General features: G+C 64.4%; 13 protein-coding genes. 4 read left to right on the top strand and 9 right to left on the bottom strand.

What is annotated here, in order from left to right:
• Position 1 precedes the first annotated feature (1 nt).
• Entirely contained in the window at positions 2 to 892 is an 891-nt protein-coding gene (ubiA, locus tag N5C91_RS00065; protein ID WP_279826723.1) for a 4-hydroxybenzoate octaprenyltransferase, read from the top strand.
• A gap of 123 nt (positions 893 to 1,015) precedes the next feature.
• Here ubiA and N5C91_RS00060 read toward each other — a convergent pair whose 3' ends face one another.
• Positions 1,016 to 1,381, bottom strand: a complete 366-nt coding sequence (locus N5C91_RS00060) for a hypothetical protein (RefSeq protein ID WP_279826720.1) — start codon at positions 1,379 to 1,381, stop codon at positions 1,016 to 1,018.
• Between the two features lie 313 nt (positions 1,382 to 1,694).
• Between N5C91_RS00060 and phoB the strand changes: the two genes are divergently transcribed.
• From phoB to N5C91_RS00045, 3 genes are all read left to right on the top strand, one after another.
• Positions 1,695 to 2,384, top strand: coding sequence for a phosphate regulon transcriptional regulator PhoB (gene phoB / locus N5C91_RS00055; RefSeq protein WP_054910046.1), 690 nt, complete (start codon positions 1,695 to 1,697; stop codon positions 2,382 to 2,384).
• Between the two features lie 39 nt (positions 2,385 to 2,423).
• Entirely contained in the window at positions 2,424 to 3,728 is a 1,305-nt protein-coding gene (gene phoR, locus N5C91_RS00050; protein ID WP_236199267.1) for a phosphate regulon sensor histidine kinase PhoR, read from the top strand.
• A gap of 92 nt (positions 3,729 to 3,820) precedes the next feature.
• A complete protein-coding gene (locus N5C91_RS00045) occupies positions 3,821 to 5,161 on the top strand; it encodes a hemolysin family protein (RefSeq protein WP_236175735.1) in 1,341 nt (446 codons plus the stop codon).
• 142 nt (positions 5,162 to 5,303) lie between these two features.
• Here N5C91_RS00045 and N5C91_RS00040 read toward each other — a convergent pair whose 3' ends face one another.
• From N5C91_RS00040 to N5C91_RS00005, 8 genes are all read right to left on the bottom strand, one after another.
• A complete protein-coding gene (locus N5C91_RS00040) occupies positions 5,304 to 6,203 on the bottom strand; it encodes a peptidoglycan DD-metalloendopeptidase family protein (protein WP_279826708.1) in 900 nt (299 codons plus the stop codon).
• 123 nt (positions 6,204 to 6,326) lie between these two features.
• Positions 6,327 to 7,220 (bottom strand): response regulator, encoded by an 894-nt coding sequence (locus N5C91_RS00035; protein WP_236175737.1) that lies wholly within the window; start codon positions 7,218 to 7,220, stop codon positions 6,327 to 6,329.
• Between the two features lie 132 nt (positions 7,221 to 7,352).
• Complete coding sequence (phoU, locus tag N5C91_RS00030; protein ID WP_054910041.1) at positions 7,353 to 8,096, bottom strand: phosphate signaling complex protein PhoU; 744 nt, start codon at positions 8,094 to 8,096, stop codon at positions 7,353 to 7,355.
• 105 nt (positions 8,097 to 8,201) lie between these two features.
• Positions 8,202 to 9,038 carry a phosphate ABC transporter ATP-binding protein PstB gene (pstB, locus tag N5C91_RS00025; RefSeq protein WP_236199271.1) on the bottom strand — a complete coding sequence of 279 codons (837 nt, stop codon included), beginning with the start codon at positions 9,036 to 9,038 and terminating at the stop codon, positions 8,202 to 8,204.
• A 52-nt stretch (positions 9,039 to 9,090) separates the two neighbouring features.
• Positions 9,091 to 10,767, bottom strand: a complete 1,677-nt coding sequence (gene pstA / locus N5C91_RS00020) for a phosphate ABC transporter permease PstA (RefSeq protein WP_279826688.1) — start codon at positions 10,765 to 10,767, stop codon at positions 9,091 to 9,093.
• Positions 10,768 to 10,791: 24 nt separating this feature from the next.
• Positions 10,792 to 12,825, bottom strand: a complete 2,034-nt coding sequence (locus tag N5C91_RS00015; RefSeq protein WP_279827605.1) for an ABC transporter permease subunit — start codon at positions 12,823 to 12,825, stop codon at positions 10,792 to 10,794.
• 395 nt (positions 12,826 to 13,220) lie between these two features.
• Positions 13,221 to 14,192, bottom strand: coding sequence for a phosphate ABC transporter substrate-binding protein PstS (gene pstS / locus N5C91_RS00010; RefSeq protein ID WP_279826685.1), 972 nt, complete (start codon positions 14,190 to 14,192; stop codon positions 13,221 to 13,223).
• A gap of 234 nt (positions 14,193 to 14,426) precedes the next feature.
• Positions 14,427 to 14,688, bottom strand: a 262-nt coding sequence (locus tag N5C91_RS00005) for a hypothetical protein (RefSeq protein ID WP_279826682.1), incomplete at its 5' end; no start/stop codon positions are given.

Raw genomic sequence — 14,688 nt, 5'->3', positions numbered from 1 at the left:
CATGTTCGTCGCCCTGATCAAACCCCTCGCCCGCCTGCATCCCCGCGCCTGGGACTTCATCCAGTTGACGCGCATGGACAAGCCGATCGGCATCTACCTGCTGCTGTGGCCGACGCTGTGGGCGCTGTGGATGGCCAGCGGCGGCATGCCGAGCGCAAAGAACCTGCTGATCTTCATCGTCGGTACCGTGCTGATGCGCATGGCCGGCTGCGTGATCAACGATTTTGCCGATCGCAAGCTCGATGGCCACGTCGAACGCACCAAGGCGCGCCCACTGGCCACCGGCAGGATCACCGTGCGCGAGGCCTGGATCGCCTTCTTCGTGCTGCTGGGCTTGAGCTTCCTGCTGGTGCTGTGCACCAACGCACAGACCATCTGGCTGTCCTTCGGCGGCGCGGCGATCGCGGCGCTCTACCCCTTCATGAAGCGCTACACCTACTACCCGCAGGTAGTGCTGGGCGCGGCCTTCTCCTGGGGCATCCCGATGGCCTTCACCGCAGCCGGCGGCACGCTGCCAGCGGTGGCCTGGCTGCTGTTCTTCGCCAATGTGCTGTGGACGGTCGCCTATGACACCTACTACGCGATGACCGACCGCGAAGACGACCTGAAGATGGGCATGAAGTCCACGGCGATTCTCTTCGGCGACGCCGACCGGGTGATCAACCTGAGCCTGCAGGGGCTGATGCTCCTGCTGCTGGTCCTGGCCGGCAACAAGCTGGCCATGCACCTGTATTACTACCTGGGCCTGGCGGTGGCGGCGGCTTGCTTCGCCTGGCAGTTCCACTCGACCCGCGACCGCGAGCCGATGAAGTGCTTCAAGGCCTTCCTGCACAACCACTGGGCGGGATTGGCGATCTTCCTCGGCACCGTGCTGGACTTCGCCCTGCGCTGATCATAGCCATTTCGTAGGAGCGGACTTCGTCCGCGATTGGCCCGCAGCGCGCCGGAGACCATCGCGGACGAAGTCCGCTCCTACATCGCTCCCAACCCGCACAAGCAAGGTCGGGCTGTGACCTTACGGCTTGGCCATGTGCCAGACGCCCATCTTGCCGTCGCCGGCCATGTCGCCAGCCTTCTTGTCCTGCACGAAGGTGTACAGCGGCTTGCCCTTGTAGGCCCACTGGGCGCTGCCGTCATCGCGCTTGATCAGCGTCCAGTCACCCATGGCGCTGTCATCCGCGGCAGCCATCAGCGGCGGCCAATTCTGCGCGCAGCCGCCGTTGCACATCGACTTGCCGCCGCCGTCCTTGTCGAAGGTGTAGAGCGTCATGCCCTTGGCATCGACCAGCATGCCGTTCTTCTCCATGCCGGGGCCCGCGGCCAGGGCGGACATCGCCGGCAGCATCAGGCCCAGTGCCAGGGCCGGGAATAGCAGTTTCATAACGCTTCTCCTCTGGTGAGGTGGAAACGGCGCGAGCATCGGCGCAAAGGCAGGCGGGATCGCAGGCAGGGCCGGCCAGGGCGACGTCGACAACGCACTCACAACCGTCATCGCAAGACTCCGGCAATCGAGCTGCCGGACACACCGCCGACCGGGCCGGTGCACTCCGCTTGTGCCGCGCGGCAAACCCGCGGCAACCCACTCAGCATAGACGAGCGCTCTGGAGCGAGGCTCGGCTAACATCCGGGTGTCACATTCATGAAATATTTCCGTTATCTAATGCGGCGCAACACAGAAATTCTGAGGCCTCAGCATGGTTGGCAAGACAATCCTCATCGTCGATGACGAAGCTCCGATCCGGGAAATGATCGCCGTGGCCCTGGAGATGGCCGGCTACGAATGTCTGGAGGCCGACAGCGCCCAGACGGCTCACGCGGTGATCGTCGATCGCAAACCGGACCTGATCCTGCTCGACTGGATGCTCCCGGGCACCTCCGGCATCGAACTGGCCCGCCGCCTCAAGCGCGACGAACTGACCTCGGCCATCCCGATCATCATGCTCACCGCCAAGGGCGAAGAGGACAACAAGATCCAGGGGCTGGAAGTCGGCGCGGATGACTACATCACCAAGCCGTTCTCCCCGCGCGAACTGGTGGCCCGCCTGAAGGCCGTGCTGCGCCGCACCGGCGCTGGCGACAGTGAGACGCCGATCGAAGTCGGCGGCCTGATGCTCGACCCGATCAGCCACCGCGTGACCATTGACGGCAAACCTGCCGAGATGGGCCCGACCGAATACCGCCTGCTGCAGTTCTTCATGACCCACCAGGAGCGCGCCTACACCCGTGGCCAGTTGCTGGACCAGGTCTGGGGCGGCAACGTCTATGTCGAGGAGCGCACCGTCGACGTGCATATCCGCCGCCTGCGCAAGGCCCTGGGCGAGGTATACGAAAATCTGGTTCAGACCGTGCGCGGCACCGGGTATCGTTTCTCGACCAAAAGCTGACCCGACTTCTCGTCTGACGGGTACAAGGAACGGAATTTCGTGACCCAGAACTGGAGAGGCGTGCTGATACGCCACCTGCTGTTGGTGGTGGCCGCCGGCGCGCTGCTCGGCCTGATCACCGGCCAGTACGGCTGGGCCATCGCCGTGGCGCTGGCTGCCTATCTTGGCTGGTCGACCTGGCAGCTGCTGCGCCTGCACAAGTGGCTGAAGAACCACCAGCCCGACGAAGCCCCGCCCGATGGCTACGGCCTGTGGGGCGAAGTGTTCGACAGCATCTACCACCTGCAGCGCCGCAACCAGAAGGCACGCGGGCGCCTGCAGGCGGTGATCGACCGCATGCAGGAATCCACCGCGGCGCTACGCGACGGCATGATCCTGCTCGACCGCGACGGCAACCTGGAGTGGTGGAACCAGTCCGCCGAGCGTCTGCTCGGCCTGAAGAGTCCGCAGGACGGCGGCCAGCCAGTGACCAACCTGGTTCGTCATCCGCGCTTCAAGGAATACTTCGAGGGTGAGGATTACCGCGAGCCGCTGGAGTTGCCCTCGCCAATCAGCGACAACCTGCGCCTGCAGTTCCACATCACCCTCTACGGCGCCGGCGAGCACCTGATGCTGGTGCGCGACGTGACCCGCGTCCATCAGCTGGAACAGATGCGCAAGGACTTCGTCGCCAACGTCTCCCATGAGCTGCGCACACCACTGACGGTGATCGCCGGCTACCTGGAGACACTGCTCGACAACGTCGAAGACGTGAACCCGCGCTGGACCCGCGCGCTGCAGCAGATGCAGCAGCAGGCCGGGCGCATGCAGAACCTGCTCAACGATCTGCTCCTGCTGGCCAAGCTGGAAGCCACCGACTACCCGGCAGACAACAAGCCGGTGGCGGTAGACCTGATGCTGCTGTCGATCCGCAATGATGCCCAGGCATTGTCCGGCGCACGCAGCCATCGCATCAGCCTGGAAGCGGATTCGAAGGTGAAGCTCAAGGGCAGCGAGGCCGAACTGCGCAGCGCCTTCTCCAACCTGGTGTTCAACGCCGTGAAGTACACCCCCGACGAAGGTGATATCCGCATTCGCTGGTGGGCGGACGAGCAAGGCGCACATCTGGCCGTGCAGGACAGCGGTATCGGCATCGACCCCAAGCACCTGCCGCGCCTGACCGAGCGTTTCTACCGCGTGGATTCCAGCCGCAACGCCAGCACCGGCGGCACCGGCCTGGGCCTGGCCATCGTCAAGCATGTGCTGCTGCGCCACCGCGGCACCCTGGACATCAGCAGTGTGCCGGGCAAGGGCAGCAGCTTCACCTGCCACTTCCCTGCACAGCAGGTCGAGAGCCGCGCATAACGGCGCTCGAGCCACACGCGGCCATAGTCGGGCTTGCCAGCCAGGCCCCACGAACCGCATTCTTGTCCGTCCATCCTTAATCCAACAGAACCATGGACCCTTCCCCTAGTAGCAACTTCCTCACCTATTTCGCCGATTTCGGCCTGATTCTGTTCGCCCTGTTCCTCGTCGTACTCAACGGCTTCTTCGTGGCCGCCGAGTTCGCCATGGTCAAGCTGCGCTCGACCCGCGTGGAGACCATCGCCAACCAGCACGGCTGGCGCGGCACCATCCTGCGCAAGGTGCACAACCAGCTCGACGCCTACCTCTCCGCCTGCCAGCTGGGCATCACCCTGGCCTCCCTGGGCCTGGGCTGGGTCGGCGAGCCGGCCTTCGCCGAACTGCTCGAACCGCTGCTGGCGGCAATCGGCGTGCACTCCGAGGAAGTCATCCGCGGCGTATCGTTCTTCACCGCGTTCTTCATCATTTCCTACCTGCACATCGTGGTCGGCGAGCTCGCGCCCAAATCCTGGGCGATCCGCAAGCCGGAACTGCTGTCGCTGTGGACCGCGGTGCCGCTGTACCTGTTCTACTGGGCCATGTACCCGGCCATCTGGCTGCTCAACGCCAGCGCCAACACCATCCTCAAGATCGCCGGGCAAGGCGAACCGGGCCCGCACCATGAGCATCACTACAGCCGCGATGAGCTCAAGCTGATCCTGCACTCCAGCCGCGCCCACGACCCCAGCGACCAGGGCATGCGCGTGCTGGCCTCGGCGGTTGAACTGGGAGAGCTGGAAGTCGCCGACTGGGCCAACTCCCGCGAAGACCTGGTCTACCTGGAGCGTAATGCGCCGCTGGACGACATCATCGCCACCATCCGCCGACACAAGTACAGCCGCTACCCGGTGTACGACGGCGAGAAAGGCGAGTTCACCGGCCTGCTGCACATCAAGGACCTGCTGCTGGCCCTGGCGACGCTGGACAGCCTGCCGGAGTCCTTCGACCTCGACGAGCTGACCCACCCGCTGGAGATGGTCACCAAGCACCTGCCGCTGGCTCGCCTGCTGGAACAGTTCCGCCAGGGCGGCTCGCACTTCGCGCTGGTGGAGGAAGCCGACCACAAGGTGGTGGGCTACCTGACCATGGAAGACGTGCTGGAAGTACTGGTCGGCGACATCCAGGACGAGCACCGCAAGGCCGAGCGCGGCATCGTCGCCTACCAGCCCGGCAAGCTGCTGGTGCGCGGCGACACTCCGCTGTTCAAGCTGGAGCGCCTGCTGGGCCTGGACCTCGACCACGTCGAGGCAGATACCCTGGCCGGCCTGGTGTACGACACCCTGAAGCGCGTCCCGGAAGAAGAGGAAGTGCTGGATACCGAGGGCTTGCGCATCATCGTGAAGAAAATGAAAGGCCCGAAGATCGTCCTCGCCAAGGTGGTGAAGCTGGACTGACAGTTCCGCGCAAAAAAAAAGGCAGCCCGCAGGCTGCCTTTTTCTTTTCTGCAGGAGCGGGCTTGCTCGCGAACCCACCCGGCTCCGGTGCTGCCGGCCAACCCCGCTCGCGAGCAAGCTCGCTCCTGCAACGAACCGCCGCTCAGTTGCCCTTGACCACCGCAAAGTTCGGCAGCGTGTCCACCGGCTGCGAGAAGTCGTAGGGAATCGAGACCAGGTCCAGCCCGACGTTGCGTTGCACCACGAAGTGCAGGTGCGGGCCGCTGCTGTTACCGGTGTTGCCCGACTGCGCCAGCGGCGTGCCGGTACCGACCCGCTGGCCTTCACGGACCAGCACCGAGCCGCGCATCAAGTGCAGGTAGACGCCCATGGTGCCGTCGTCATGCAGCACGCGCACGAAGTTGCCGGACGGATTCTTCCCGCGGCCGCTCTGGCCGTTCTCCACCTTCACCACGGTGCCGCCACGCGCCGCGATGATGGGCGTGCCCACCGGCATGGCGATGTCCATGGCGTAACGGCCCTTGGGCGTGAAGTGGCTGTAGCGTCCGTTGGCCCCCTGGGTCAGGCGGAACGGCCCACCCACCCATGGCAGCGCATACTGGTAGGCCAGCGGCGCCACGCGCGGGTCGCCCAGCGCATAGCGCAGCTTGGGCTTGTAGTGCAGTGGCTTGGCGGGGTCCAGCGGGGCAAGGGTGGCCAGGCGAATCGAGCTGCGCGGCGGCAACACCCAGCGAATCGGCCGTGCCGGTGCGCCCGCGGCGTTCTGGACTGCGTTCACGCTCAGCTCCACCTCCACCGGCGCGTACAGATCGTTGCGCACCTGGAGGGTCTCGCCGCCGGCATGTTTCTTCGTCTCCAGCTTCACCTGCTCTTCCAGGTGCTCGACCATGCGATCACGGAAAACGAACACAGCCGCACCCGGCACGGCCTTGTCCGTGTAGGTGACCACGCCGTTGGCGTCGGTGTACTTGTAGATGGTCACGGCCGAAGCCGTCCCGGAGGCGGCCAATAGACCGCACAGGAGGATACTGCGCCCTAGCATGTCGACTCTGGTTATAGGTTTGGCGACGCTGGCAAGACTAGCAGCGTCGTCCCTGCGTCGCGACCTGCCGCCGGTCGGCCTGTGAAGCAGTACTTCCCGCCGACCTGCGCATTTGTAACCGGATCAGGCGCCGGGAACGTAGTGCTTCTGCGTGCTGCCACGGGCGATCAGGCGCGAAAGATAGTCGAGCTTCTGCGGATCGCGGTCGACGAAGCGGAAGGTCAGCTGCAGCCACTCGCTGTCCGGCCGGGGTTCCAGCGCGGCAACGGCATGCAGGTAGCCGTTGAGGCGGGCGACGTCGCTGTCCTCCTCCAGGTCCAGCACGGCGCTCTCCAGCACCTGCGGCAGCGGCGTGCCGCGCTTCACCACCAGCAACGCTTCCTTGAGGCTGAGCGCCTTGATCACACAGGCAAGGCTGGCCGAAGGCAGGCGCAACTGGCCTTGCTGACCCTTGGCGCCGCTACGGGCGGCAGGCGCAGCGGCAGTCGGAGTTGCCGGAGCCTGGCGCGGCGCACTGGGCGCCGCCGCTGGACGCACGACTTCCGCCTTGCCGCCGGTGAGGGCGGCCAGGGAGTCATTGGGCATGGAACCAACCAGGCTGCGTTGCGGTGCCTGGGCCGCCAGGGCTTCCAGCTTGCCGGCGCGCGACAGCGCCTTCTTCACCTTGCTCACCAGTTGGTCGTTGGAAAACGGCTTGCCGATGAAGTCGGAAACGCCGGCCTGGATGGCCTGCACCACGTTGTCCTTGTCGCCGCGGCTGGTGACCATGATGAAGGGCGTGGTCTTCAGGTTGTCCTGCTCACGACACCAGGTAAGCAGCTCGATGCCCGACAGTTCGGGCATTTCCCAGTCGCAGAGGATCAGGTCGACGGCCTGGCGCGCGAGGAACTGCTGCGCCTTGCGACCATTGACCGCCTCTTCGATCTGCAGACCGGGGAAGTGGTCCCGCAGCCCCTTCTTCACCAGGTCACGGATGAACGGAGCGTCATCCACCACCAGCACACTGACCTTGCCCATCGGCATCTCCCGAAAACGATAGGGCGAAGGATAGCCTTGCCGAGTGGCTAGATGCCATTGGCGGGGACCGCTCAGCCATAAAATGACGAACCCGGCGCGATGGCCGGGTTCCTTCTGCTGCAAGCTTCTGGCTTATTCGGCCTTGTCGGCCTTTGCAGCCGTGCCCTGCACTTCTTCCTTCATGCGGGTCAGGCCGATGTGGCGGACATCGGTGCCGCGCACCAGGTAGATCACCAGTTCGGCGATGTTGCGCGCGTGGTCGCCGATGCGCTCCAGCGAACGCAGGGCCCAGATGACGTTGAGCACGCGGGAGATGGCGCGCGGGTCTTCCATCATGTAGGTGACCAGCTCGCGCAGGGCGGTCTTGTATTCGCGGTCGACAGTCTTGTCGTACTGCGCCACCGACAGCGCGAGGTCTGCGTCGAAGCGGGCGAAGGCATCCAGCGCCTCCTGCACCATCTTGCGCACCTGGTTGCCGATGTGGCGTACCTCGACGTAGCCGCGCGGCGACTCGCCCTCCTCGCACAGCTGGATGGCACGGCGGGCGATCTTCGAGGCTTCGTCGCCGATGCGCTCCAGATCGATCACCGACTTGGAGATGCTGATGATCAGGCGCAGGTCGGAGGCAGCCGGCTGGCGGCGGGCGAGGATGCGCAGGCACTCCTCGTCGATGTTGCGCTCCATCTGGTTGATCTGGTCGTCGATCTCGCGGACCTGCTGGGCCAGGCCCGAGTCGGCGTCGATCAGCGCGTTGACCGCGTCGTTGACCTGCTTCTCCACCAGGCCGCCCATGGCCAGCAGGTGGCTGCGCACATCTTCCAGCTCGGCGTTGAACTGCTGCGAGATGTGGTGGGTGAGGCTCTCTTTGTTAATCATGCTTTCGCTCCGCGAATGGCTTCAGGCTACATGCTTCAGGCAGAAAAACGGTGGCTCGCAGGGCTGGGCTCACGCCTGTTGCCTGCAGCCTGTCGCCTACAGCCACTAACCGTAGCGCCCGGTAATGTAGTCTTCCGTCTGCTTCTTGGCCGGGTTGGTGAACAGGGTATCGGTATCGCCGAACTCGATCAGCTTGCCCATGTACATGAACGCCGTGTAGTCGGAGACGCGCGCGGCCTGCTGCATGTTGTGGGTCACGATGACGATGGTGAACTTGGATTTCAGCTCGTAGATCAGCTCTTCGATCTTCAGGGTGGAGATCGGGTCCAGTGCCGAGCAGGGTTCGTCGAGCAGCAGGACTTCCGGCTCCACGGCGATGGTGCGGGCGATGACCAGACGCTGCTGCTGGCCGCCGGAGAGGCCGAGGGCGGACTCGTGCAGGCGATCCTTCACTTCGTCCCACAGCGCCGCGCCCTTGAGTGCCCACTCGACGGCTTCGTCGAGTACACGCTTCTTGTTGATGCCCTGGATGCGCAGGCCGTAGACCACGTTCTCGTAGATGCTCTTGGGGAACGGGTTGGGCTTCTGGAACACCATGCCGACGCGGCGGCGCAGTTCGGCGACGTCGACGTTCTTGGCGAAGATGTTGTGGCCGTCGAGGAGGATCTCGCCCTTCACGTTGCAGCCGTCGACCAGATCATTCATGCGGTTGAAGCAGCGCAGCAGGGTGGACTTGCCGCAACCGGACGGGCCGATGAAGGCGGTCACGCGCTGCTTGGGGATGTTCATGCTGACGTCGAACAGCGCCTGCTTTTCACCGTAGAACAGGCTCAGGCCGGGCACTTCGAGGGCGACGGTCTCACTTTCCAGGTTCATGCCGTGGCGGTCGCCGCGACCGAGCGCGCCGATGTCGATGCCGTGGGATCCGGTTTCATGTTGCATGTTCAGTCTCCTTGGGAGGCTTGGCGGCGGGCCTTGCCCGCCGCCTGCGGAATCAGTTTTCCAGCGCCTTGTACTTTTCGCGCAGGCGGTTACGAATGGCGATGGCCGAGAAGTTCAGCAGGGCGATCACCATCACCAGCAGCAGCGCGGTGGCGTATACCAGTGGGCGTGCTGCCTCGACGTTGGGGCTCTGGAAGCCGACGTCATAGATGTGGAAGCCCAGGTGCATGATCTTCTGGTCCAGGTGCACATAGGGGTAGTTGCCATCCACCGGCAGCGCCGGAGCCAGCTTCACCACGCCCACCAGCATCAGCGGTGCCACTTCGCCGGCAGCGCGGGCCACAGCGAGGATCAGGCCGGTCATCATCGCCGGGCTGGCCATCGGCAGGACCACTTTCCACAGGGTTTCGGCCTTGGTCGCGCCCAGGGCCAGCGAGCCTTCGCGGGTGGCTCGCGGGATACGCGCAAGGCCTTCCTCGGTGGCCACGATCACCACCGGCACCGCGAGGATAGCCAGGGTCAGCGAGGCCCAGAACAGCCCGGGCGTGCCAAAGGTCGGCGCCGGCAGGGCCTCGGGGAAGAACATTCGGTCGAGGGAGCCGCCCAGCACGTAGACGAAGAAGCCCAGGCCGAACACGCCGTAGACGATCGCCGGAACGCCCGCAAGGTTGTTCACCGCGATGCGGATGATGCGGGTCAGCAGGCCCTGGCGAGCGTACTCGCGCAGGTAGACCGCAGCGATCACACCGAACGGGGTGACGATCACGGCCATCACCAGGGTCATCATCACGGTGCCGAAGATGGCCGGGAAGATACCGCCCTCGGTGTTGGCTTCACGCGGGTCGTCGCTGAGGAACTCCCACAGTTTCTTGAAGTAGAAGCTCAGCTTGGTGGCCACGCCCATCTGGTTGGGCTGGTAGGCGTGCACCAGCTTGCCGACGCTGATCTCGGTTTCCTTGCCGGAGGCATCGCGCATGACGATGCTGTCGCGGTTGAACTCCTGATGCAGGCCGTTGAGCTGGTCTTCCAGCACCTTGTACTGGGCGTTCAGCTCGGCGCGGCCGGCAGCGATGTCAGCCTCGGCGGTGGCATCCAGCTTGTTGTTCAGCTGCAGGCCACGCTCCTTCAGGCGCAGGCGCTCCAGGCCATGGTTGATGCCGCCGATGTCCTTCTTCTCCAGCTGGTAGAGCTTGGAATAGAGCTCATCGACACGCTTGAGCCGGGTCTGCAGCTCGGCCATGGCGCCAGGACCTTCGGCGACGACCTTGCCGTTTTCCTTGACGCTGAGCAGGTAGCCGTAGAAGTTGCCCCACTCGCGGCGCTCCAGGGTCACCAGCTCGGCCGGGTGATGACGGTCGGTCAGCCACTCGCCGATCACCCAGGAGAAGTCGCTGCCATACAGGTCACGGTTGCCCAGCTTGAGCAGTTCGCGGGTCATGAACTCCGGACCGTTGTCCGGCACCGGCAGGCCGGCACCGCGCAGGCGCGCGCGCGGTACCTGCTCGATCTGCACTTCTTCGCCGATCAGGGTCTTGGGGGCTTCACCGGGGACGCTGTAGGTCGCCTCGATCACGTCCGCCGGCCAGAAGTGGCCGAGACCGCGCACGGCGATCACGGCGAGCAGGCCGATGGTCATGATCACGGCGATGGACACCGCACCCGCGTTCATCCACACCCAGGGCGAACCGCTGGCGAACCACGCTTTGACGGATTCCTGTTTCTGTTTCACGGAACTAGCCTCGTCGGGCGGCGCTTAGAGCGACGCGTATTTCTTGCGCAGGCGCTGACGGATCAGCTCTGCCAGGGTGTTCATCACGAAGGTGAAGGACAGCAGTACCAGTGCCGAAAGGAACAGCACGCGGTAGTGAGTCCCGCCCACCTCCGACTCGGGCATTTCCACCGCGACGTTCGCCGCCAGCGTGCGCATGCCCTGGAAGATGTTCACGTCCATGACCGGGGTGTTGCCGGTGGCCATCAGCACGATCATGGTCTCGCCGACGGCGCGGCCCATGCCGATCATCAGCGCCGAGAAGATGCCCGGGCTGGCGGTCAGGATCACCACGCGGGTCAGCGTCTGCCAGGGCGTGGCGCCCAGGGCCAGGGAGCCGTAGGTCAGGCTGCGCGGCACGCTGAAGATGGCGTCTTCGGCGATGGAGAAGATGTTCGGGATCACCGCGAAGCCCATGGCCAGGCCGACTACCAGGGCGTTGCGCTGGTCGTAGGTGATGCCCAGGTCGTGGCTGATCCACAGGCGCATGTCGCCGCCGAAGAACATGGTCTCCAGGTGCGGGCTCATCCACAGGGCGAAGGCGCCGGTGGCGAGGACCACGGGGATCAGGATCGCCGCTTCCCAGCCGGCCGGCAGGCTCAGGCGGATGCGCTCGGGCAGTCGGCTCCAGATCAGGCCAGCGGCGAGGATGCCCAAGGGCGTGAGCAGCAGCAGGCTGAAGATGCCCGGCAGGTGGCCTTCGACGTAGGGCGCGAGGAACAGGCCGGCGAAGAAGCCGAGGATCACGGTCGGCAGCGCTTCCATCAGCTCGATCACCGGCTTGACCTTGCGGCGCATGCCCGGAGCCATGAAGTAGGCGGTGTAGACGGCGGCGGCGATGGCCAGCGGCGCAGCGAGGATCATTGCGTAGAACGCGGCCTTCAGCGTACCGAAGGTCAGCGGCGACAGGCTCAGCTTGGGCTCGAAGTCGGTGGTCGCGGCGGTGGACTGCCAGACATAGGACGGCTTGTCGTAGCTCTCATACCAGACCTTGCCCCACAGCGCGCTGAAGGACACTTCCGGGTGCGGGTTGCTCAGGCTGAAGCGGCGCAACTCGCCACCCTGCTCGACGATCAGACGGTTGGCGCGCGGCGACAGGGCCATTGGGCCGGCGGACGAAGCGACGTTCTCCACCAGCAGCGTGCGGTGCGCGGTGCTGTGGAAGATGCCCAGGTTGCCTTGCTTGTCGAGGGCCAGGAAGCCCTTGCGGCGCTGCTCCGGCGCGATGCTGGAGATCGGCTGGTCGCCCAGCTTGAAGTCACGTACGTGGGACAGGCGCGGCTCGCCATCTTCACCACGAGCCATGAACCATTGGCCGATGCCGCCCTTGGAGTCGCCGACCATCAGCGAGATACCACCCAGCAGTTGGCTGCTGGCGGTCACTTCGGCGGAGGCGTCATCCAGCAGCTTGTAGCGACCGTTGAGCTGGTGGGTATTCAGATCGAAGACGTCAGCCTGGGCACGGCCATTGAGTACATAGAGCCACTGTTTGCGCGGGTCCATGTAGATGGCTTTCACCGGGTCGGCGATCTGCGGCAGGTTGATGCGCTCTTCCTGCAGGGTGCTTTCGCCGGTCAGCATGTTTTCCTGCTGGGTCAGGCCGAGCAGGAGCATCTCGCTGCCGGTGGACGCGGCCAGCAACAGGCTGTCATCACCCGAGACGATCGCCACGTGCTCCAGCGGACGACCCTGGGGGTCCAGGTTCATCGCGGCTTCGCCATAGGGATATTCGATGTGCGGAGTGATGGTCTTCTTGTTGTCCGGGTAGGTGACCTTGTAGTTGTGCTTGAACACCAGCACCTGGCCATTGGACAGGCCCAGGGCAACGGTCGGGTGCCCCGGCTGGTCCTCGGCGATGGAGGTGACGCTGGTGCCGGCAGGCAGCTTCAGCGCAACGCGGTCCATTTCGTCGCCTTTCTTGGCGTCGAAGAACACTACCTCGCCATTAGCGGCGACGCGCATGCCCACCATGTTCTGCTCTTCGATGCTCAGCAGCAGCGGCGCCTGGGCCGTCTTCAGCCAGGCGGGAGCCAGGGGGTCGCGGGTCTCCAGTTCGGCGCCGCGGAACAGCGGCAGCACGACGTAGGCGAGGTAGAAGAAAATCAGGGTGATGGCAGCCAGCACGGCGAGACCGCCAACCAGCACGTACCAACGGGTCAGTCGATCCTTCAGCGCCCGGATACGGCGCTTGCGCTGCAGGGCAGGCGTATTGAAATCGATCCGCTCGGGAAGAGAAGAAGTCATCGGGGAGTTGGCCATGTCGTTCATGGAGTGACACCCTAGCGGCCCTATATGACAGAAAGATGACATGGAAGTGACGCGACAAAGCCCGCCAGCAGAGCCATGCTGGCGGGCTCGGTCGAGTAAGCGTCAGCCCATGCCGGGCGGGGATCTCCGCCCGGTTTGAAGGCTGATTACAGACCCAGGTCCTTGATCGCTTTTTCGGCGACTTTGGACGGCAGCGGGATGTAGCCGTCTTTCACGACAACCTGCTGGCCGGTCTTGGACAGCACCATCTTAAGGAACTGGGCTTCCAGCGGGTTCAGCGGCTTGTTCGGCGCCTTGTTGACGTAGACATAGAGGAAGCGCGACAGCGGGTAGGTGCCGTTCAGGGCATTCGCCTCGTTGTCTTCGATGAATTCGCCGCCTTCCTTCTTGGCCAGGGCAACGGTCTTCACGCTAGCGGTCTTGTAACCGATACCGGAGTAGCCAACGCCGTTCAGGGACTGGCTCACCGACTGCACCACGGAAGCCGAACCCGGCTGCTCGTTCACGTTCGGCTTGTAGTCGCCTTTGCACAGGGCCTCTTCCTTGAAGTAGCCGTAGGTGCCGGACACGGAGTTACGACCGAACAGCTGGACGGGCTTGTTGGCCCAGTCGCCGGTCAGGCCCAGGTCGCCCCAGGTCTTCACTTCCGACTTGCTGCCGCACAGGCGGGTGGAGGAGAAGATGGCGTCGACCTGTTGCATGGTCAGGCCCTTGATGGGGTTGTCCTTGTGCACGAAGATCGCCAGGGCGTCCACGGCAACCGGAACAGCGGTCGGCTTGTAGCCGTACTTCTGCTCGAAGGCCTGCAGCTCGACGTCCTTCATCTTGCGGCTCATCGGGCCCAGGTTGGCCGTGCCTTCGGTCAGAGCCGGCGGCGCGGTGGAGGAACCGGCGGCCTGGATCTGCACGTTCACGTTCGGGTACAGGCGCTTGTACTCTTCCGCCCACATGGTCATCAGGTTGGCCAGAGTGTCGGAACCGACGCTCGACAGGTTACCCGACACACCGCTGGCTTTCTGGTAGTCCGGCAGGGCCGGATCGATCGCGGCCACCGCACTGGCGGTGCCTACGCCTGCGGCGACAAAAGTCAGGGCCGCCATCAAACGCTTGAGTTTCATGCCTTGCTCCTTAAGGAGAATGGGGTTGGATGGAACGGGGGCCAGTATCGTGAGGCCGCATGAAGACTCTATGACACGAATGTGACAGTTGGATGAAGTGCCATCAGTGCTGCAGCCGAGGTTTTGTAACAGCAGGAATGGCGCCTTCCGAATGGGGAAAATCGCGCTGAAATGGCTGTTCTAGAGCGCCTTTTGGTGAGTCTACCGCGACAACTCGCAGGCTCGTCGCGGGGCTCATCCGGCCATGAGCATCGCCGCGATGAAGCATCCCATGCACACCAGATACGGCAGCAGGAGCCATTTATAGATGCCGTGCCGGCGTCCGAGAAAGAAGCCGAAGCCCGGGATGATCAATGCAAGCAGCGCAGTTGGTCCCGCTCGCCTGAGCAACAGGAAGAAGGCGAGCAACTGGCCGAGGCTGAGGCTCAGAACGCCCAGCAGAATGAGGCTTGAAATCAACGTTTCCATGTCGAGCGCCGACCTTTTTCCCGCGCAA

The organism is Pseudomonas sp. GD03903 (genome assembly GCF_029840045.1).
Taxonomy (GTDB): Bacteria; Pseudomonadota; Gammaproteobacteria; order Pseudomonadales; family Pseudomonadaceae; genus Pseudomonas; species Pseudomonas pseudonitroreducens.
The sequence above is the reverse complement of the archived record's forward strand: the minus strand, read 5'-3'. Positions and strand labels throughout refer to the sequence as shown.